The organism is Naumannella huperziae, from assembly GCF_054073625.1.
Genome location: NZ_JBSXPH010000001.1, coordinates 842,393 through 860,609 on the forward strand (window position 1 = coordinate 842,393; position 18,217 = coordinate 860,609).

Annotated in this window: 15 protein-coding genes and 1 tRNA gene; 8 read left to right on the forward strand and 8 right to left on the reverse strand. The window is 68.3% G+C overall.

The window, feature by feature from the left end; all coding sequences use genetic code 11:
* Positions 1 to 3 precede the first annotated feature (3 nt).
* Together ACXDC7_RS03960 and ACXDC7_RS03965 are read left to right on the forward strand one after the other, a co-directional pair.
* Positions 4 to 435 (forward strand): FxLYD domain-containing protein, encoded by a 432-nt coding sequence (locus ACXDC7_RS03960; RefSeq protein WP_179444720.1) that lies wholly within the window; start codon positions 4 to 6, stop codon positions 433 to 435.
* A gap of 77 nt (positions 436 to 512) precedes the next feature.
* Positions 513 to 7,004 carry a DUF7507 domain-containing protein gene (locus tag ACXDC7_RS03965; protein ID WP_459221270.1) on the forward strand — a complete coding sequence of 2,164 codons (6,492 nt, stop codon included), beginning with the start codon at positions 513 to 515 and terminating at the stop codon, positions 7,002 to 7,004.
* Between the two features lie 38 nt (positions 7,005 to 7,042).
* On the opposite strand, the gene ACXDC7_RS03970 is transcribed toward ACXDC7_RS03965, so the two are convergent.
* Entirely contained in the window at positions 7,043 to 7,459 is a 417-nt protein-coding gene (locus ACXDC7_RS03970; RefSeq protein ID WP_459221271.1) for a type II toxin-antitoxin system PemK/MazF family toxin, read from the reverse strand.
* Positions 7,460 to 7,563: 104 nt separating this feature from the next.
* On the opposite strand from ACXDC7_RS03970, the gene ACXDC7_RS03975 reads away from it, so the two are divergent.
* From ACXDC7_RS03975 to ACXDC7_RS03985, 3 genes are all read left to right on the forward strand, one after another.
* Complete coding sequence (locus tag ACXDC7_RS03975; RefSeq protein WP_459221272.1) at positions 7,564 to 8,013, forward strand: methyltransferase family protein; 450 nt, start codon at positions 7,564 to 7,566, stop codon at positions 8,011 to 8,013.
* A 2-nt stretch (positions 8,014 to 8,015) separates the two neighbouring features.
* A complete protein-coding gene (locus tag ACXDC7_RS03980; RefSeq protein ID WP_459221273.1) occupies positions 8,016 to 9,011 on the forward strand; it encodes a hypothetical protein in 996 nt (331 codons plus the stop codon).
* A 63-nt stretch (positions 9,012 to 9,074) separates the two neighbouring features.
* Positions 9,075 to 9,148: transfer RNA gene (locus ACXDC7_RS03985), tRNA-Gly, on the forward strand.
* A 109-nt stretch (positions 9,149 to 9,257) separates the two neighbouring features.
* Here the strand turns inward: ACXDC7_RS03985 and ACXDC7_RS03990 are convergent.
* The 4 genes from ACXDC7_RS03990 to ACXDC7_RS04005 all read right to left on the reverse strand — a co-directional run bounded on the left by ACXDC7_RS03990 (position 9,258) and on the right by ACXDC7_RS04005 (position 12,168).
* The gene (locus tag ACXDC7_RS03990; RefSeq protein ID WP_459222799.1) at positions 9,258 to 9,665 is read right to left on the reverse strand and encodes a tyrosine-type recombinase/integrase; all 408 of its coding nucleotides are present in this window, start codon (positions 9,663 to 9,665) and stop codon (positions 9,258 to 9,260) included.
* Positions 9,646 to 10,938: a hypothetical protein gene (locus ACXDC7_RS03995; protein ID WP_459221274.1), complete on the reverse strand. Its 1,293-nt coding sequence runs from the start codon at positions 10,936 to 10,938 to the stop codon at positions 9,646 to 9,648. Before ACXDC7_RS03995 ends, ACXDC7_RS03990 begins: the two co-directional genes overlap by 20 nt.
* Positions 10,939 to 10,946: 8 nt before the next feature.
* On the reverse strand, positions 10,947 to 11,546 hold the full coding sequence (locus tag ACXDC7_RS04000) for a hypothetical protein (protein ID WP_459221275.1): 600 nt from the start codon (positions 11,544 to 11,546) through the stop codon (positions 10,947 to 10,949).
* A 76-nt stretch (positions 11,547 to 11,622) separates the two neighbouring features.
* Positions 11,623 to 12,168, reverse strand: coding sequence for a putative phosphothreonine lyase domain-containing protein (locus tag ACXDC7_RS04005; RefSeq protein WP_459221276.1), 546 nt, complete (start codon positions 12,166 to 12,168; stop codon positions 11,623 to 11,625).
* 305 nt (positions 12,169 to 12,473) lie between these two features.
* Between ACXDC7_RS04005 and ACXDC7_RS04010 the strand changes: the two genes are divergently transcribed.
* A complete protein-coding gene (locus ACXDC7_RS04010) occupies positions 12,474 to 12,710 on the forward strand; it encodes a DUF2283 domain-containing protein (protein WP_459221277.1) in 237 nt (78 codons plus the stop codon).
* A 40-nt stretch (positions 12,711 to 12,750) separates the two neighbouring features.
* Here ACXDC7_RS04010 and ACXDC7_RS04015 read toward each other — a convergent pair whose 3' ends face one another.
* Positions 12,751 to 13,998: a sialidase family protein gene (locus tag ACXDC7_RS04015; RefSeq protein WP_459221278.1), complete on the reverse strand. Its 1,248-nt coding sequence runs from the start codon at positions 13,996 to 13,998 to the stop codon at positions 12,751 to 12,753.
* 14 nt (positions 13,999 to 14,012) lie between these two features.
* Positions 14,013 to 14,744 (reverse strand): D-Ala-D-Ala carboxypeptidase family metallohydrolase, encoded by a 732-nt coding sequence (locus ACXDC7_RS04020; RefSeq protein ID WP_179444710.1) that lies wholly within the window; start codon positions 14,742 to 14,744, stop codon positions 14,013 to 14,015.
* Positions 14,745 to 14,993: 249 nt separating this feature from the next.
* On the opposite strand from ACXDC7_RS04020, the gene ACXDC7_RS04025 reads away from it, so the two are divergent.
* Positions 14,994 to 16,337 carry a restriction endonuclease gene (locus ACXDC7_RS04025; RefSeq protein WP_459221279.1) on the forward strand — a complete coding sequence of 448 codons (1,344 nt, stop codon included), beginning with the start codon at positions 14,994 to 14,996 and terminating at the stop codon, positions 16,335 to 16,337.
* Between the two features lie 13 nt (positions 16,338 to 16,350).
* Here ACXDC7_RS04025 and ACXDC7_RS04030 read toward each other — a convergent pair whose 3' ends face one another.
* Complete coding sequence (locus tag ACXDC7_RS04030; RefSeq protein ID WP_459221280.1) at positions 16,351 to 17,715, reverse strand: DUF222 domain-containing protein; 1,365 nt, start codon at positions 17,713 to 17,715, stop codon at positions 16,351 to 16,353.
* 68 nt (positions 17,716 to 17,783) lie between these two features.
* Here ACXDC7_RS04030 and ACXDC7_RS04035 point away from each other — a divergent pair, with 68 nt between their 5' ends.
* The gene (locus ACXDC7_RS04035) at positions 17,784 to 18,182 is read left to right on the forward strand and encodes a hypothetical protein (protein ID WP_459221281.1); all 399 of its coding nucleotides are present in this window, start codon (positions 17,784 to 17,786) and stop codon (positions 18,180 to 18,182) included.
* Positions 18,183 to 18,217: the final 35 nt, after the last annotated feature.

The following is an 18,217-nucleotide window of genomic DNA, read 5'->3' on the forward strand; positions in this document are numbered from 1 at the left end:
CGGATGCTGGCCGCGGCCGCCGCCGCGACCGTGCTCCTCGGGGCTGCGGCGTGCGGGTCGGGCGGGCAGTCCCCCGAGCCGCCCCCGGTGCCGACCGGCGTGGACCCCGACCGGGTTGCCCCCTCGAATCTGCCGGAGCCGCCCAAGATCGAGAAGGAAGCGGGAGCCCGCTCCGATGCCGAGATGGGCGAGTGCCGCACCAACGCCGGCGAGCAGACGGTCACGGGCAAGGTGACCAACAACACCGACAAGACGACCGACTACGTGATCACCATCAGTTGGGTGAACTCGACGTTCGATGTGTACGGCCGCGGGATCGCGGTCGTGAAGGGCCTGAAGGCGGGCACGTCGAAGGACTGGAAGATCAGCGCGAAGCTGGACCGCGACGCAGCCCAGTGCTCGCTCAACGTCAAGCGCGGCGAAGTCAAGAGTTGACGCGGCCGGTCGCGCGGCGCGGCCGGCGGACTTGTGGGGGACGGCAGGGGATGAGGGGAATCGGGTAGATGCGGGCGATGCGGCGTTGGGCGCGACGCGCGGGGGTGCTGGGCACCGCCGTGCGGATGTGTCTCGTCCTCGCGCTGGTCGGCACCCTGGGCATCGGCATCAACCTCGGCCAGGCGCTCGCGCCGCGCGACAACCCGCTCGTCCCGCCGCCGCCGGTGGCGCGGGCCGACCAGGACCCGACCTCGTGCCCGGACCCGATCGTGCTGCAGAACGGCAGCTTCGAGACCCCGGTGGTCGCCGCCGGAGCGGGCGCCAACATCAGCGAGGGTGCCGCCGGCCTGCAGTGGCTGACCACCGCCACCGACGGCAAGGTCGAGTACTGGCGCAACGGCGGCAACGTGCAGACCGCCAACGGCAACCTGCCCATCTCGGCCCAGTCCGGCTCGCAGTGGGCCGAGCTGAACGCCAACCAGGCGTCGATGCTCTACCAGGTGCTGCCGACGGTGCCCGGCCAGATCATGCGCTGGTCGCTCTACCACCGGGCCCGCAGCACGAACAGCATTGCGGGCGATCAGACGAACACCATGCAGGTGAAGATCGGCGCCAACACCACCGACGGTACGGTCCGCAGCAACCCGGCGCAGCCGGCGACCTACCCGAACGGCTCGACATCGACCAGTATCACGACGTCCGACGCCGGGTGGGTGCGCTACACGGGCACCTATGTCGTCCCGGCGGGCCAGACCCAGACGGCGTTCGGTTTCGAGGCGATCAGCGGCAGTGGTGGCGTGACGCTCGGCAACTTCCTGGACGACATCGAGTTCGGCAACTCGCCGTGCGTGGTGACCGACAAGCAGGTCCGCAACGTGACCAGCACGACGGCGGTGACGCTGCCGGGCGACGTGCTCGAGTACACGGTCAAGGCGACCAACAACGGTGGGTCGCCGGCCTCGCTGACCCAGATCACCGACCAGATCCCCGCGAACACCACCTACGTGCCCGGGTCGATCCGGATCGACGGCACGGCCAGGACCGACGCGAGCGGCGACGACCCCGCCCAGTTCGCGAGCGGCACGGTCACCGCCAACGTGGGCGCCGGCACGGCGACCTACACGCTGCGCCAGGGCGATGTCGACGCCGAGGTGGTGCGCAATGACGCACAGGTCACCGGCACCGCACCCGGCGGCGCGACGGTCACCGACGACTCCGGCGTCACCACCCCGGTGCCGGCCGAGCCCTCGCTCGACCTGGTCAAGGCGGCGAGCGAGCCCGTCGACGCGAACGCCAACGGCCGGGTCGATGTCGGCGAGGTGATCAACTACACGCTCACCGTGACCAACAACGGCCAGCAGACGGTCGCCGATGTGGCGATCACGGACCCGTTGATCACGCTGGATCCCGCGTGCACCCCGCGTACCCTCGCACCGGGTGGCAGCTACTCCTGCACGGGTGCCTACGAGCTCTCCCAGGCCGACATCGACGCCGGCGAGTTGATCAACACCGCTCGCACGAACGGCACCGACCCGACCGGCGCGGCCGTCTCCGACGAGGCCGGCACGCGGACCCCGCTGACCGCCCAGCCCGCCATCGCGGTCGACAAGCAGGCCGGTACGCCGATCGATGACAACGGCAACGGCCGGCTCGACCAGGGTGACCGGATCGACTACACGTTCCTGGTCACCAACACCGGCAACGTCACGCTCACCGACATCGCGGTGAACGATCCGCTGATCGCCGACGTGACCTGCCCGATCACCCAGCTCGCGCCAGGCGCGCAGACTACCTGCGCGGCCAGCTACACCCTGACCCAGGCCGATATCGACGCCGGCACGGTGGAGAACACCGCGACCGCGACCGGCACGGACCCGAACGGCGGCGAGGCGCAGGGGAGCGACGACACATCGGTGCCGTTCGACCCCGAGCGTGGGCTGAGCGTGGACAAGACCGCCGGCGAGGTTGCCGACGCCAACGGCAACGGCCGGGTCGACGCGGGCGACACGATCGACTACGCGTTCAAGGTGACCAACACCGGCGTGATCAACCTGACCGACGTGACGCTGACCGACTCGCTGCTGTCCGGCCTGGCCTGCCCGCCGGCCGACCTCGGCCCCGGCCAGTCGTTCGAGTGCTCCGGCACCTACACGCTGACCCAGGCCGACCTCGACGCCGCGCAGGTGGTCAACGTCGCCGACGCGGTCGGGACCGCGCCCGACGGCACGCCGGTGACCGGCAGCGACCGCAATGTCGCGCCGGTGAGCCAGGACCCGGCGATCACGCTCGACAAGCAGGCCGGCCCGCTGGTCGACATCGACGGCTCCGGCACCGCCACGGCCGGCGACCAGATCACCTACACCTTCGATGTGGTGAACACCGGCACGGTGACGCTGCGCGAGGTCGTGGTCACCGATCCGAAGGTCGGGCTCGACTGCCGCACGGATGATCTTGCGCCCGGCGAGCCGCTGACCTGCACCGCGACGTACACGCTGAGCCAGGACGATGTGGACGCCGGCTCGGTGGAGAACACCGCGAGCGTCGCCGGCCTGCCGCCGGTCGGGCCGACGGTGGGCGCGGAGGATTCCACCAGCGTGCCGCTCGACCCCGCGCAGGGCCTGACGGTCGACAAGCGCGCCTCGGCGATCAACGATGTCAACGGCAACGGCGTGGCCGATGCCGGTGACACGATCGACTACACGTTCACCGTGACCAACACCGGCAACGTGACGCTGACCGGCGTAGAGCTCGCGGACCCGCTGGTCGCGATCCCGGACTGCCCGGTCGTCGACATGGCCCCGAAGCAGTCGTTCGACTGCGCGGCGACCTACACGCTGACCCAGGCCGATGTGGACGCCGGCGTGGTGCGGAACACCGCGACGGCGACCGGCACCGACCCGACCGGCGGGACCGTCAGCGGTGACGACTCGACCGAGACCGACGTGCCGGAGGCGCGCGGCGTGAGCATCGAGAAGGCCGGCTCGTCGCCGTACGACGCCAACGGCAACGGCCGGATCGATGCCGGCGACGCCGTCGACTACCGGTTCACCGTGACCAACACGGGCAACGTCACCCTGAGCGACCTGGCCGTGAGCGACCCGCTGATCGAGACGATCACCTGCGAGCGGACCGAGTTGGCGCCGGGCGCGACGACGACCTGTGAGGGCAGCTACTCGCTGACGCAGGACGACGTCGATCGCGAGCGCGTCGACAACACCGCCACGGTGAACGGGACCACGCCGGGCGGCGCCACCGCCACCGACGAGGACTCCACGCGCGTACCGGTCGACACGTCCCGCTCGCTGAGCGTGGTCAAGACGGGCGACGCGCCGGCGGATGCGAACGGCTCCGGGCGGGTCGATGCCGGCGACACCATCGCGTACTCGTTCACCGTGACCAATACCGGCACGGTGCGGCTGACCGGCGTCACGCTGACCGATCCGCTGGTGCCGGGGATGGACTGCCCGGCGCGGGACCTGCGCCCCGGTGAGTCGTTCGACTGCACGGCGACGTACACGCTGACGCCGGCCGATGCCGACGCGGGCCAGGTCGTGAACACGGCGACCGCGACCGGCACCGACCCGGCCGGTACGCCGGTGAGCGGCACCGGCTTCGAGGATGTGGACTTCACCGCGCCCGGCGCGCTGACCGTCGACAAGCAGGGCGGCCCGGTGGTCGACGCCAACGGCAGCGGCGCGACCGATGCGGGCGACACGATCGAGTACACGTTCGTGGCCCAGAACACCGGCGCCGTCACGCTGACCGACGTGCGGGTGAGCGATCCGCGGCTGCCGAACCTCGAGTGCGTCGCGGCGAGCCTGCCCGCGGGCGGCGAGCTGCGCTGCGCCGGCACCTACACGCTGACCCAGGACGATGTCGACGCCGGCGACCTGCAGAACACGGCCACCGCGACCGGCACCACGCCGGGCGGGGACGAGGTCGGCGGGACCGACACCGTGGTGACGCCGCTGGCGCCGGGTGGCGGCCTGACGGTGCGCAAGGTCGCCGAGCCGATCGCAGACACGAACGCGTCGGGCGTACCGGATGCCGGTGACCAGATCACCTACCGGTTCACGGTGACCAACGCGGGCAATGTCACGCTGACCGGCGTGACGCTGAGCGACCCGCTGGTCGCGATCGCCGACTGCCCGGCCCGCACGCTCGCGCCGGGGGCGTCGTTCGACTGCTCGGCGACGTACACGCTGACCCAGGCCGATGTGGACGCGGGCTCGGTGGTGAACACCGCCACCGCGATCGGTACGCGGCCCTCGGGCGAGCAGGTCGACGGCACCGATACCGCGACCTCCCCGGTCGAGCGGCGGCCGGGCGTGCGCCTGGACAAGGTCGCGAGCACGCCGATCGATGCCAACGAGAACGGCCGCGTGGACGCCGGCGACCGGATCGACTACCTGCTCGAGGTGACCAACGTAGGCAACGTCTCGCTGACCGACGTGCGGGTGAGCGATCCGATGCTGACGGACCTGAGCTGCCCGGGCACCGACCTCGGCGCCGGCCGGACGATGACCTGCGTGGGCAGCCACACGCTGACCCAGGCAGACATCGACCGGGGCCAGGTGCGCAACGACGCGAACGTGACCGGGACTCCGCCGGGGGTCGACCCGATCTCGTCCGGCGATCATGCGACCGTGATCATCGACCCGGACCGGTCGATCAGCGTGGTGAAGACGGCGGCCGATCCGGTCGACGCGAACGGCTCCGGGCGTACCGATGCCGGTGACACGGTGCAGTACTCGTTCACGGTGACCAATACGGGCACCGCGCGGCTGACCGCCGTGACGCTGACCGACCCGCTGGTGCCGGGGATGGAGTGCGCGCCGCGCGATCTGGCGCCGGGCGCCTCCTACGACTGCACGGCGACGTACACGCTGACCCAGGCCGACATCGATGCCGGCGAGGTGGTCAACACCGCGTCCGCGTCGGGCACCGACCCGGACGGCGCGACGATCGTCGGCGACGACTTCGCCGTGATCGAGCCCGGCGGCGCCGGATCGCTCGCGGTCGACAAGCGGGCCGACCCGGTCACCGACGTGAACGGCAACGACCGGATCGACGCCGGTGATCAGATCGCCTACACGATCGTCGTGACCAACGACGGGTCCGTGACGCTGAACGAGATCGTGGTGAGCGACCCGCTGCTGCCGGCGCTCGCCTGCCCGCCGGCCGGCCCGCTGGCCCCGGGTGATTCGCTGGAGTGCACCGGCGTCCACACGCTGACCCAGGCCGACATCGACGCGGGCGGGGTGGAGAACACCGCGACCGCGACCGGGCGTACGCCGAACGGCGCCGAGGTGGGCGGCGACGACACCGTGTCGACGCCGCTGCCGGGCGGCCCGGCGGTCGCGCTGGACAAGCAGGCCGGCGCGGTCACCGACGCGAACGGCAACGGCCGCGTCGACGCGGGCGACCAGATCGCGTACGTGTTCCAGATCAGCAACACCGGCTCGACGACCCTGTCGAGCGTGGTGGTCGACGATCCGCGGATCGGCGCGATCGGCTGCCCGTCGGGCGCACTGGCGCCGGGCGAGACGCGGGCCTGTGGTCCGGTCAGCTACCCGCTGACCCAGGCCGACGTGGACGCCGGCGAGGTGATCAACACCGCGACCGTGACCGGCCAGCCCGTCGGCGGCGGCGAGGTCACCGCGACCGACTCGGTCACCACCCCGGTGCGCGGGGTCGGCGGCGTGGCGCTGGAGAAGCGGGTGGCCGGGATCGTCGACAGCAACGGCTCCGGGCGTACCGATGCGGGTGACTCGGTGAACTACGAGTTCACGGTGACCAATACGGGCGCCGTCAGCCTCGACCAGGTCGCGATCCAGGATCCGCTGATCGACGCGGTCGCGTGTGGCACGACGTCGCTGGCGCCCGGCGCCTCGACCACCTGCACGGGCAGCTACCGGCTGACCCAGGACGATGTCGATGCGGGCTCGGTGGAGAACGCGGCGACGGTGTCCGGGCGTACCCCGTCCGGCGAGGCGGTCGATGCCGGTGACTCGACGAGCACGCCGGTGGACGGCAAGGCCGGGCTGTCGATCGACAAGATCGCGGAGCTGGCCGACACCGACGGCGACGGCCTGGGCGATGTCGGCGAGAAGATCCACTACCGCTTCGTGGTGACCAACACCGGCTCGACGCGGGTGAGCGACGTGCGGGTGAGCGACCCGCGGCTGACCGACATCGGGATCCGGGTGGACTGCCCGGCGGGCCTGAGCCTCGAACCGGGGCGCAGCGGCGAGTGCGGCGCCGACTACGTGATCACCGACGGCGACATCAGGGCCGGCGAGGTGGTCAACGTGGCGACCGCGACCGGCGTGGCGCCCGGCGGTACGCCGGTGGTCTCCGGCGACGGCAGCGCCCGGATCGCGATCGATCCGGGGCCGGCGGAGGAGCCGACGCCGCCGTGGTACCCGGAGCCGCTGCCCAAGCCGGGCGAGCTGGCCCGCACGGGCGCGATGCTCGGCACGAGTGCGCTGCTCGGCGGGCTGCTGCTGCCGCTGGCCGGTGGGCTGATCCTGCTGGTGCAGCGCCTGCGCCGCCGCGACGAGGACTGAGCGCCAGGGGGCGGCCCTGCCGTCAGTAGCTCAGTAGCTCAGTAGTAGGCGCGCATCGCGGTGATCACCGCGTCGAAGATCGCGCGGTCGATCCGGGCCGAGCGGTGCACGACGTCGTCGGGGTGGATCCGGACGATCCGGTTCAGGCGTACCTCGCTGGAGCGTTCCTCGGGGTCCCACGGGCCGGTGCCGATGTCGTACCAGAAGCGGTTCTCGCGGGCCTCCTGGGCCTCGTCGCGGTCGTGGTCCTTCGAGGTCATCGGCAGGCCGAGCAGCCAGGCGTCGTCGCGGCCGATGATCATCGACGGGCGGGTCTTGCCGCGGGTGGGGTCGTCCTCGTAGGCGATCCACGCCCAGGCGACCTCGCCGGGGTCGGGTTGAGCGTCGTCGATCGGGGCGTAGCTGACCGTCGGCATGGTCGGGTAGTCGCCCGGATAGGCACGGTGCTCAGGCATGCGGCCATCTTGGCGTACCGCATCGGTTCGGGGTGTATCGGTTCGGGGTGTACCGGTTTGGGGGCACGGCGGTTGGGGGCGCGGCGGTGAGTAGGGTGCCCGGCATGGAGAAGCCCGGAGTGCCGCCGCCCGCCCTGCTGATCGGTGCCGCGCTGACCCAGCTCGCGCTGGGCAGGCGGAAGCGGCCGAGGCGGCGGCTGCTGCGCCGGGTGTTGGGCGGCGGGGCCGCGCTGGCCGGTGGGGCGCTGTTCGTGGGCGGGGTCGGGCAGTTGTTCCTGCGCGGGACGACGGTTGACCCGCGGGCGCCGGAGGAGAGCTCGGAGCTGGTGACGGATGGGTTGTACCGGGTGTCGCGGAACCCGGTGTACCTGGGCGATGTGTTGTTGCTGCTCGGGCTGGCGATCGGACAGGGCAAGCTGGTCAGCTTCCTGCCCGTGGCGGCGTTCGCGGCGCTGATCGATCGCCGGCAGATCCCCGCGGAGGAGGCGGCGCTGCGGGCGCGGTTCGGCTCGGAGTTCGAGCGGTACGCCGAGGGCACGCCGCGCTGGATCTGAGGATGGCCCCCGCGTCGGTGATCATGAGCGCCATGTGGATGGCGCGAGCCTTGTCGGGGGCGATGATCACGGCCCTGACGGGCTGTGCCCTCCCATCGGTGACCGGTCTCGGCGCCGACGGGCAGGTTCGGGCGCTGTCCGAGCGCTTCCTCGAGGCCGTCGCCTCCGGTGACGGAGACGTCGCGCAGACGATGGTCGGGCGGGAGATCAATGCGCCGCTGGTCGAGGCGGGTGCGCCGTGGCTGCCCGCGGAGGCGTATCGGACCGCCGATGAGCGGATCGGGGCGTGGGAGATAGCAAGCGTGTCCGCCGGATCACAGGTGCACCTGGTCGAGGGCACGGCCGAGATCGGCGGTTCGACCGAGGACTTCACCCTGATGATCAGTGCCGAGACGATGCTCATCACCGATGCTGACTGGCTCGTCCAGGGCGGCCGGGCGGCGGCGAGTGCGCTGATTGCCGAGGGGGAGGTCGTGGTGAACGGCGTCGCGGCACCGGTGCGGGCCAGCGAGGAGTTCGTCGTGCTGCCGGGCAGGTATCGGATCGGGATCGACGCCGGGCCGCTGGTGGACGTCGAAGCGCAGGAGCTGGTGGTGAGCGACGACCTGGTCGGTCACCGGGTGCCACAACTGACCGCGACGTTGACCGAGGCTGGGGAACGGGCCGTGGACGAGGAGACCCAACGGGTGTTCGACGAGTGCCTCGCCAGTCCGGCGCTGGAGAACGACGGCTGCCCGAACAGCCGCGAGGCGACGGGGGCAACATCGCCGGTGGGAGTGCAATGGCGCATCGAGGGCTCGCGCGGGGTCGACTATGCCTGGGAGGACGCTCACGATCGCTTCCGCGGGGCCTATCGCGGGAGCCCGGACGCGATCATGATCGCGACATGGACCGATGACGGCGACGAGCGGGAGGCGCGGGTCCCGATGACCACGGCGCCCCGTCCAGTCGTGACGCTGCGAGATGGCACGGTGCAGGTACGGTTCAGCGATGCCTGATGCCGCCGGGCGCTTCGTGTGGGCGCCTCGGGTCCGCTAGACTGCACGGGCGCTGCGGCGCACGCGGATGTAGTTCAATGGCAGAACATCAGCTTCCCAAGCTGAGAATGCGGGTTCGATTCCCGTCATCCGCTCCACATCACCACTCCTAGTCAGAGCCGCTTTCACCGCTCGGCTTCCGCACTCGCACCGTTCGCCGGTGTACGACTGATGTACGAATCGATCTGAGCAGCAGCCCCGGAGAGGTCATTCCGAGCCAGCCGGGCATAGCGGTCCGTGGTCGTCAGGCTGGCGTGACCGCAGCGCTCGGACGGTGCTCAGCGGCACGCCAGCCCTGATCCACAACACGATCGCCGTCGCCCGCAAGTCGTGGAAATGCAGCGCCGGCCATCCCAGCCGACCAACGAGATTCACCCAATCCACTTTGGTCCGGAAGTTCGAGTGGTACAGCCGACCGCCGAGGGGTCCGACGAGCACCGTGTCAGACTTAGCACGACCAGTTACCAACGGCTCAATGGCGCTGTGAACAGCCCGCATGATGGGGACCTGCCGTGTGCGGCGTGACTTCGGCGTCTGCAGCTCCCCGGCCGAGAACGCGCGACGGCCGCTAGTTCGTGACCTGGCGGCCGTGCGGCTATTGCAGTGAGATCGGATTTCGGTACGCTACCGTCCCTGCGAGCAATTCAGCAAGGTCCTTCAGCGTGGCGTTGCCAGACCCGTAGGCCATGCGGTCGCCAAAGGCCAACTCGACTTGGCGATCTTCATCAACCCGCCCGAGCTGCACGACTAAGCGCTCGACGTAGAAGTTATCCTGAACTGAACCAACCACGTCCTCGACGTCTTGGTGGAGGTTTGGTGACTCGTTGGCGCGAAGCGTGATGGAACGATCGACTCCGCGCAGTTCGATTTCCAACACGCGAGAATCCGCCGGAAGCAGGCTCGACACCACTTGCCAAAGAGCGCTGGATTGGAGCCCTCTAGCTTTCAATGCTTGGCCGTAGGTCGCGAACCGAAGAGCATCACTCCCTTGTGTACGAGTTAGCACTCGATTCACGAGCTGCCATCTAACTTCCTCTTCAACTTCGTCCGGCGGTGCGAGCCCTATTGCCCCACGGGAAGCGAGCCAGGTCGACCACGACGCTGAGACCAAGGGAGTTAAATCTAGTCCGGCGAGGTCGTCCGAGATTGAAGTCAAGGTTTCTAACGTAACTCGAGAGCCCAATGCTGCCCAAAACTCATCGTCAGATCGCCGGTTATCTTGGCGAAGTAGCCACGGAAGCACCGCGCGCGCCGACGAAATTGTAAGAAGCTCGGAGCTCCCAGGCGGCGGCAAGGCGGGATCAGACATAGCGGCCACGATCTCGACCGAAGCTCGAAGCTGTTCCGCCATTTCCGGCAGGAAGTTGCGCTCGATGTCAGATGTGATCCCGCTCTGCGCTGACATCAGCCGCTCCGCCTGTTCCGCGTCAATCAGCCCGCGTCCCGAATGTAGAACCTGACCCGAGACGACCGTAGAGATAGGTGATGCGGCAGCCGACGAGGACAGTCGTTCAGCGAACCGGTCTAGAGCGAGGCCCCCAGTCACGAGTAGCCGATTCTCGCCGCTGTTCTCTATTCTCTCCCGTATCCTAGACTCGGCTATCGACTCGCCAGCGGCTTCGTTAAGTGAAACGACAAGGTTGTCTGTCGCGGAAAATCTGTCTGCGTCGGCATTGCCAGCGATCTCTTCGTAGGAACGCCTGAGGTACACCAAGCGCTTCTCGCTGCGGTTCCATTTTAGGACGTAATCGGGTACAGCGGAATGATTAAAATAGCCTGTATCCGAGACTGTCGCTCCAGGATCCGTCTCTGTGATGTAGTCACGAAAGAGTGACTTGACGGCTGTTGTGTAGTCGTACTGATCAACAATGTCGTCGGCAGCTTGCATTCCTTCGATTAGTGAGACCATAGCGGCCTTCCTCCACGTGTCAGCACAGTCATGGTCTGAGCTAGCTCCTCGCTACTCAGTGTTAGTTTCTGGATTTGCTTCTCGCTCCACACAAGAACCCACACGCGAGATGCGATGCTTTGCCCAATCGAATTGTCGTAGGATAAGTTGCCGATGATCGAAGAATGCTCGGGGAGATGGAATGATTCGTCTACCTTCTCCTCGGTCGCAAGATCCGTCCACCCGCTCACGTAGAATGGGTGGCTCGTGACCCAGAGGAACTCGTCATCGCATTCCCCCAACTCTGCAACCTGCTTGCAGTGGTAGCTGTACGCGATCGACAAAAACTTCTTGAACTCGCGGTGCTGAACGCCTTCGGAGCTGTATCTCTTACACTCAACCCAGATGTTCCTGCGTTGACTCTTGTCGCCGTGTAGGTATCCCGACAAATCGAACACCTTACTCCCGCCAGGATAGGCGACGGCGCACCTCCTTTTGCCATCTTGGTAGGCATTCATAGGCAAACTCATCCAAGTGGTCGATTCCAGCCACGCCTTCACCATTCCGACGCCTTCACGCCCGAGCTCTTGGACCTCTTCGGCCTCCATGGCTGTGAGACTAGCTGATCTTGACAGTCCTGAGCTGGCAGTCGACTACGCTCCGCGCGCCAAGCGTCGTTCCAATCTAGAACAGCTCGGGCTGATGCTCTAGGCCAACTGACTGGGAAGCTGATTGGACTGCATGTCGGGAGTCCTCGGCTGCGTGATACCGGCCTGAGCCCCGTCCGTACTGGCCCGCGTAGGTAGCTCTGTCCTCCTTGTATGTCAGCCTTCGGCGAATCCGCAGGTCACGCAGGGTTCCTAGGACACGCTCGACGTCGACCAGATCGTCGGCATCACGGGTGTACACCATGATTGGGCTACCCCACCCTCTCGCGTCTGCTGCGGTAGCAACCTTGGCCGACGGCCCGAGCTTGCCGGCCATCACTCCTGCCATCACCCACAACCAAGTCTTGTCTAGATCGTCGCCCATGCGGCAGAAGACCATCCATTTCCCCACCCGGTCGGTCCGCGATTGGCCGTTGTCAATCGACAGCCAAGGCTCGTCGAGGACCTTCGAGGGTTGCCTGCCGAACTCTGTACGCCACTCCATTGCGCTCCTCCTTCTTCGGATCGCTAGAGTGTTGCAGCGGGCACTGACATTCGCGGGGGACGTCAACAGTGTTCCCATGGGGCCTGAGCTGGACGTGCCGACCACCTACCGACGATCGTCCTGGGCTTGGTGCAGCCGATTGCAACGTGTACGACGGCATGTACGCGAACCTCCCAGAGTGGCCCCTGTCCGCAACGACCCACCCGCGAAAACACTGGGAATCAATTAGTCAGGATCACCCCGAATCGCCTTCCCAAGCTGAGAATGCGGGTTCGATTCCCGTCGTCCGCTCCAAGCAGCTTCCTCATCAGGATCCTGGGGCGCCGTTCGGATCCGCCGGGCGACGAACCCGAACAGGATAACGAGGCGCTACCGTGTTGGCGATGAGCGAGCGCCCGGCACACCTCGATCACGCGGCGGATGCGGCGTACTTCCCGATCGAGCCGCGGCTCGCCAACGGGTCGGCGGCCGAGCAGGTTGTGATCGATCGACCTCACGGCACGATCGTCCTCGACTTCGATGACGCCGGGCACCTGCTCGGTGTCGAGGTGCTCGGCGCTACCGAATTGCTCACCGACGCTGCGCGGGCGCGGCTGACGGACATCGCCGACATCGTCTGAACGAGCTCGGCTGAACGAGCGCGCTGCGACGCGCGCCCGCTCAGCGGCCGGAGCAGTCGCTGTCCTGCTCGCCCGCCATCAACCACGGAAGGTTGAACTTTCGGAAGGCGATCGAGCGGTGCGAGCCGGCATTGTTCGAGGTGTCCTCGTTGACCTCGACCAGCGCACCGACGGAGTAGTCGGTGGTCTTGGTCATGCTGGAGTAGCCGCCCTCCTTGGCGCCGGCCGGCAGGTCGAGAGGCTCGTCGGACAGCGGCCGGCTGATCCGCCAGGTCTTGCCCTCGTCCTCGCTCACCCGCACCCGCATCTTCGTCCTGGTCTCGGTGCTGGCCGAGTTGAGGAACACCAGCCGGGCGGGATCGTCGGTGTTGTAGCGCACGACCGAGCCCTGGCTCTTCGGGTCGAGCAGGCACGAGGCCGCGGTGAATGGCGCGTACCCCTCGCCGATCCGGCCTGTCGTGACCTGGCGGCGCTTCTGCTTCTCCCAGACCGAGGTCTCGGCCCGGTCGTTGCGATAGAGCGTGCCGTCGGTCAGCTCGGCGACGGTGCTCTCGCCGGTTTGCTCCATCGGCTTGCCGTCCTCGGTGGTGAGGAACTCGGTCTTCCAGCTCTCGCCGTGATCATCGCTGTAGATCATCCGGTGCTGCGCCGGGATCACCAGCCGGCCGGGATGGTCGACCGTGGTCTGAATGCCATTGCCCGGGCCGACGGCATCCCAGGTGACGTCGCCGCCGCCGGGCTTCTTCTTCGGCGTCAGCTCCTCGGTCCGATCGACCGGCTTCGACCAGGTCTGCCCGTCGTCGTCGCTGTAAGCCGTGAAGGTACGCCGCTCGCCCCACTCGTCGACCTTCTCCGCGTCGGCGGGCTGGTGGTTCATGAACATCCAGATCCGGCCGGTGTCTTGATCGACGACGGGCGTCGGGTTGCCCCACACCCCCTCGCCGCTGCCGACGACCTCCTGCAGCTTCGACCAGGTCTTGCCGTTGTCGGTCGAGCGCTTGTAGACGAGGTTGATGTTGCCGAAGTCTCCGTTGCCGGTGGCCCGTCCCTCGGCGAAGGCGAGCAGGCTGCCGTCCGTGGTTGTGACGATCGACGGGATCCGGAACGAGTGGTAGCGCAGGCCGTTCAACTCGTCATCGCCGCCACCATCGAAGATCATCGACGCGCTGTGCCGGGGATCGGCCGCCTGCGCGGCGGGCGTACCTGTCAACGCCGCGGCGGACGCCACGACCAGGCCGAGGGCCATGGCCGCGAGCGTCCGCCGCGGCGTGTGCTGGATTGGCTGCATCAGACGTTCCTGGGTCAGGCGTTGGCCCAGTAGAAGCTGCTGCTGCCGTAGTCGTGGTCGGCCCGGCTGTCGACGTGGGTGAAGCTGTTGTAGATGATCACGCCGGAGAAGCCGGAGCTCTTGGCCAGGTCCGCGGTCTGGCTCGGGGACTTGCCCGAGACCACGATGTCACCGGCGATCCCGTACATGTGCTGGGAGTTGCTGGCGCCGCCGACCGAGGAGTTGTGGGACCGGGTGCGGAAGCCCGAGTTGACGGTGATCGGCTTGTCGCCGGCCTTGGTCCGGATGGCTTCCAGCTTCCACATCAACTGGCGGACGTTCTCCTTGACCTCGGACTCGCCGACCTTGCCGTTGGTGAAGCAGCCGCAGTCCTTGGAGGCGAACTCCTTGAACTCGAAGTTCTTGGTCGAGCCGTCGCTGTCCTCCAGGCTGTTCAGCTTGTCCTGGGTCGCACCGTCAACCTTGCCGCTCTGGGTCAGGCCGTGCGCCTTCTGGAACCGCTTCAACGCGGCCTCGGTCGCCGGGCCGAAGTCACCATCGGCCTTCAGCGACGTCTTCTCCGGCCCGTCGGCGGCGAAACCGGCGATCCGGATCTGAAGTTCCTTGACGTCAGCGCCGGTGTCACCGGAGGCGAGCTCGCGCTTCCAGTCGTAGGCGGACGCCGTCGGGGCGGAAACTGCGCCGACTCCGCCGACCAGGCCGAAGGCCAGGACGAAGGCGGCGATCACGCGGGCTAGCTTTGACATGAACTCTCACTCCTGAGTGTTGACTGAGGCGGATGGTTCAACCGGCATCTACCGGCAGTCGCCAGCCAATCGAGGTGTACGACGGTCCGGCAACCTGTCGGTCGTCCGGTCCCGTCCGGAGCGCGTAGTGGTGCGGTTCAGCGCCGATTGTCCGGTCGCCGTCCGGGCACGTCCGGACAGTGCGCGTTCACCGAGGCCGGGCGGCTGACGGGACCGGACTCGGCCGAGGCCCGGCGGTAGGGTGCCGCCATGGCCGACCACGGGCGGGCAGGCGACGAGCGTTGCCTCGGCATGCTTGACATCGTCCGATATGCCCGCGAGTCCGGCAATGTCGATGTCTTCATCGATGGTTATCGAAACTTCCACCAACTCGCCAAGTCCCCGGGGATCAGTGCCCGGATTCAGTTGGAGCGCGGGATCAACACCCCGGCGGAGATCGCCGCGCCCGATGCTCGGCGTCGACCGGTCATACTACTTCGGTCCAGCCCGGGTAAGGCAGGCTCGGCAACCACGCCATGGGAGGATGTGTTCGACCTCGATCATGGGCACGCTCGTTACTTTGGGGATCACAAGGCGAGCACTGTGGGCCCGATCGGGGCGACGCAAGGAAATCGGGCCTTGCTCGATGCCTGGCAACTCCATGGCAGCTCCGCGCGGGCCGATCGCGTGCTCGCACCGCCGTTACTTCTGATGCGCGGGGTCTCTGTCATGCGAGATGGCAAGCGGGTCGACAAGGGACATCTCGAGTTCTGCGGGGTGGCCGTCATCGAGCGGCTGGAGTACATCGTGCAGCGCGATCCGCAGACCGCGCGCACCTTCCCCAATCTCGCTGTTGATCTTGCGGTGATCAAGCTCGACGAAACCACCGACGAACTCGACTTCCGCTGGATCGATGACCGGCGCAACGGTGAACTCACTGCCGAACAGGCCAATGCCAAGGGGCCGGCGTCGTGGCGCCGCTGGGTCGATCAGGGCAAGGTGGCGATTCCGCGGATTCGGCGCCGGGTGCTGTCCAGCCGCGTCCGGTCAGCGGCAGATCAGCGGCCTGAGTCAGGCGCGCCGGATGCCGCCCTGCTGGACACGATCTATCGGCACTTCGACGATCGCAAACACGAGTTCGAGAAGCTCGCGGCGGCCGTCGCAGCGAGCGTTTTCGCCGCCAGCGGTGCGACCTATCACGATGGCTGGCTCTCGCGCGCCGGCGGTGACGGAGGTCTCGACTTCGTCGGTCGGCTGGACGCGGGTAGCACCGCGGCGAACACGCCGCTCGTCGTACTCGGACAAGCCAAGTGCATCAAGCCGGAGTCCTCGGTCAGCCCGGACCAGGTGGCGCGGGTGGTCGCGAGGCTGCGCCGGGGTTGGATCGGTGTTTTTGTCACGACCGGCGTGTTCAGCCAGCAGGCGCAGATCGAGGTGATCGACGATGGCTTTCCCGTCGTCCTGGTCCCGGGTCGCGAACTCGTTGCCGAGGTCCGCAAGCTCGCCGAGACGTCTGCCGCAGGCGACATCGAAGCGTTGCTGCGCGACATCAGCAGCGATTACGCCGATGCGGTCACCCACCGGCGCCCCGAGGAAATATTGGGCAGTGCGTAGCGCATCGGGCGCATCACGGAGGATCGTCCGCCCGGCTCGGCGGCGGCACCCGGAACCGCTGATGCAGGCGCGGTCGGCGGCGCGCGTCGACGCGGCTCGGGGGAACGATGACCGGGAGGCCTGCGTCGCCGAGGCGTACCTCCCACTGTGAATCCGGCGGCGCGTGCGGCCGCGGCTCGAGCAGGCCGTGGTGGTGCCGGCAGAGCAGCACCAGATTGTCCAACGAGGTACGCCCGCCGGACTGCCACGGCTCGATGTGGTGGGCATCGCAATCCGCTGGCGCCCGGTCGCAGCCGGGCATCACACAGCCGCGGTCGCGCAGGGTCAGCGCCGCCCGGATCGGGGGAGTGACCAGGCGCTGCGCGCGGCCGACGTCGAGCACCTGCCCCGCCCCGCCGAGGACGGCCGGCAACACCTCACAGTCACACGCCAGCAGGCGCAGCGCGGACGGCGACACCAGCGCACCGCTGGCCGCCAGCCGCCCCGCTGCCACCGGGTCGGAGTGCAACCGCTGCAGCAGCTCGGCATGATCGATCGTCACCACCAGCCGCGGCCGATCCCCGCCGTGGGTGGGCGCCGCTCGACACCCCTGCGCGTGCCGAGCAAGATCAACCAGCGCGTCGGCCCGGCGCTGCGCCGGGGAGACCAGCTCGGCCAGGGGATCCAGCCGGTCGAGCGACCGATCGGCATGCGCCGCATACGCCTCGATCACGGCCACCACGGCCTCGCCCTCGGCCTCCGGCAGCCGCGCGCTCAGCTCGATCGAGCCGAAGCCGTCACGGCACCACCGAAGGAAGCGATTCGCCTGCGCCCGCCGCTCGTCGCGCTCCAGCTTGCGGCGCTCGTTGTCCTCGGCCTGCTCCGGCGCCACCACCTCGACAACATGGCCGGCCAGCCGGCGCAACTGCGCGGGATCGAACTCCGCCGAATAGCCGATCATCGTCTCCTGGGCGCGCGCCACCTGCTCGGCACCAAGATCGGCCGGCAGCTCGTCGAGAGCGGTGCAGATCGCGTCCGCCTGATCCTTGCTGATCAAGGCCTCGTGGAAGGCCTGCGCCACCTCGGGGAAGCGGCCCAGCGCTCGGGATTGCATGATCAACGTGCTCGCCGCACGCGGTGTCATCCGGTTGGACTGCGCCAGCCAGGTCCGCAGGGAGGTGCCGTGGACGGCCATCGCGTCGTCGGCACGCTCGGCCGCGGTCACCCGCTCGGCGATCAGTGCCCGAACCTGGTCGGACAGGTCCAGCAGCAGCGCCAGCTCGGCCAACCGCGCGGCCGGATCGGGCAGCGGCACATCATCGGCGCAGGCGAGATCCAGCGCCGTCGAGACCATCGATAACGCCAACGCCCGCGTCACCTGCGCACCCCCCGTGCCCATGCAAATCACCCTAGGCGGGAGGTCTGACACTCTGACCCGACAACGCGGAGGCAGCTAGCGTTGCGCCCATGAGCTCTGACCCCGCGACGGCGCTGGTGGTCGACGCGGCCAATGTGATCGGGTCGGTTCCGGACGGGTGGTGGCGCGACCGGGCCGGCGCCGCCGCGCGGCTCAACGCCCGGCTGGCGGCGGCGCAGTTGCCCCATGCGCCGATCGTGGTGGTCTATGAGGGGGCGGCCAAGCGCGGCGTACCCGCCGATCCCGATGCGCGTCCGGTCGTCGTCCACGCCCCCGGCTCGGGCGACGACGAGATCGTCCGGCAGGCGAAGCGGTACGCCGTCGACGGCCCGGTGGCCGTGGTCACCGCCGACCGCGGCCTGATCGATCGGGTACGCGCGATCGGCGCCGACGTGATCGGGCCCGGCTGGCTGCTCGACCGGCTGCCCGAGGCGCCGAGCCCGGAATGATCAACCCGCCACCAACAGGTGAGATTCGTCGGCCC

Coding starts and splice junctions, on each gene's coding strand:
- ACXDC7_RS03960 (WP_179444720.1), top strand. CDS start 4: ATGCTGGCCGCGGCCGCCGCCGCGACCGTGCTCCTCGGGGCTGCGGCG.
- ACXDC7_RS03965 (WP_459221270.1), top strand. CDS start 513: ATGCGGCGTTGGGCGCGACGCGCGGGGGTGCTGGGCACCGCCGTGCGG.
- ACXDC7_RS03970 (WP_459221271.1), bottom strand. CDS start 7,459: ATGCCTGAGCACCGTGCCTATCCGGGCGACTACCCGACCATGCCGACG.
- ACXDC7_RS03975 (WP_459221272.1), top strand. CDS start 7,564: ATGGAGAAGCCCGGAGTGCCGCCGCCCGCCCTGCTGATCGGTGCCGCG.
- ACXDC7_RS03980 (WP_459221273.1), top strand. CDS start 8,016: ATGGCCCCCGCGTCGGTGATCATGAGCGCCATGTGGATGGCGCGAGCC.
- ACXDC7_RS03995 (WP_459221274.1), bottom strand. CDS start 10,938: ATGCAAGCTGCCGACGACATTGTTGATCAGTACGACTACACAACAGCC.
- ACXDC7_RS04000 (WP_459221275.1), bottom strand. CDS start 11,546: ATGGAGGCCGAAGAGGTCCAAGAGCTCGGGCGTGAAGGCGTCGGAATG.
- ACXDC7_RS04005 (WP_459221276.1), bottom strand. CDS start 12,168: ATGGGAACACTGTTGACGTCCCCCGCGAATGTCAGTGCCCGCTGCAAC.
- ACXDC7_RS04010 (WP_459221277.1), top strand. CDS start 12,474: ATGAGCGAGCGCCCGGCACACCTCGATCACGCGGCGGATGCGGCGTAC.
- ACXDC7_RS04015 (WP_459221278.1), bottom strand. CDS start 13,998: ATGCAGCCAATCCAGCACACGCCGCGGCGGACGCTCGCGGCCATGGCC.
- ACXDC7_RS04020 (WP_179444710.1), bottom strand. CDS start 14,744: ATGTCAAAGCTAGCCCGCGTGATCGCCGCCTTCGTCCTGGCCTTCGGC.
- ACXDC7_RS04025 (WP_459221279.1), top strand. CDS start 14,994: ATGGCCGACCACGGGCGGGCAGGCGACGAGCGTTGCCTCGGCATGCTT.
- ACXDC7_RS04030 (WP_459221280.1), bottom strand. CDS start 17,715: ATGGGCACGGGGGGTGCGCAGGTGACGCGGGCGTTGGCGTTATCGATG.
- ACXDC7_RS04035 (WP_459221281.1), top strand. CDS start 17,784: ATGAGCTCTGACCCCGCGACGGCGCTGGTGGTCGACGCGGCCAATGTG.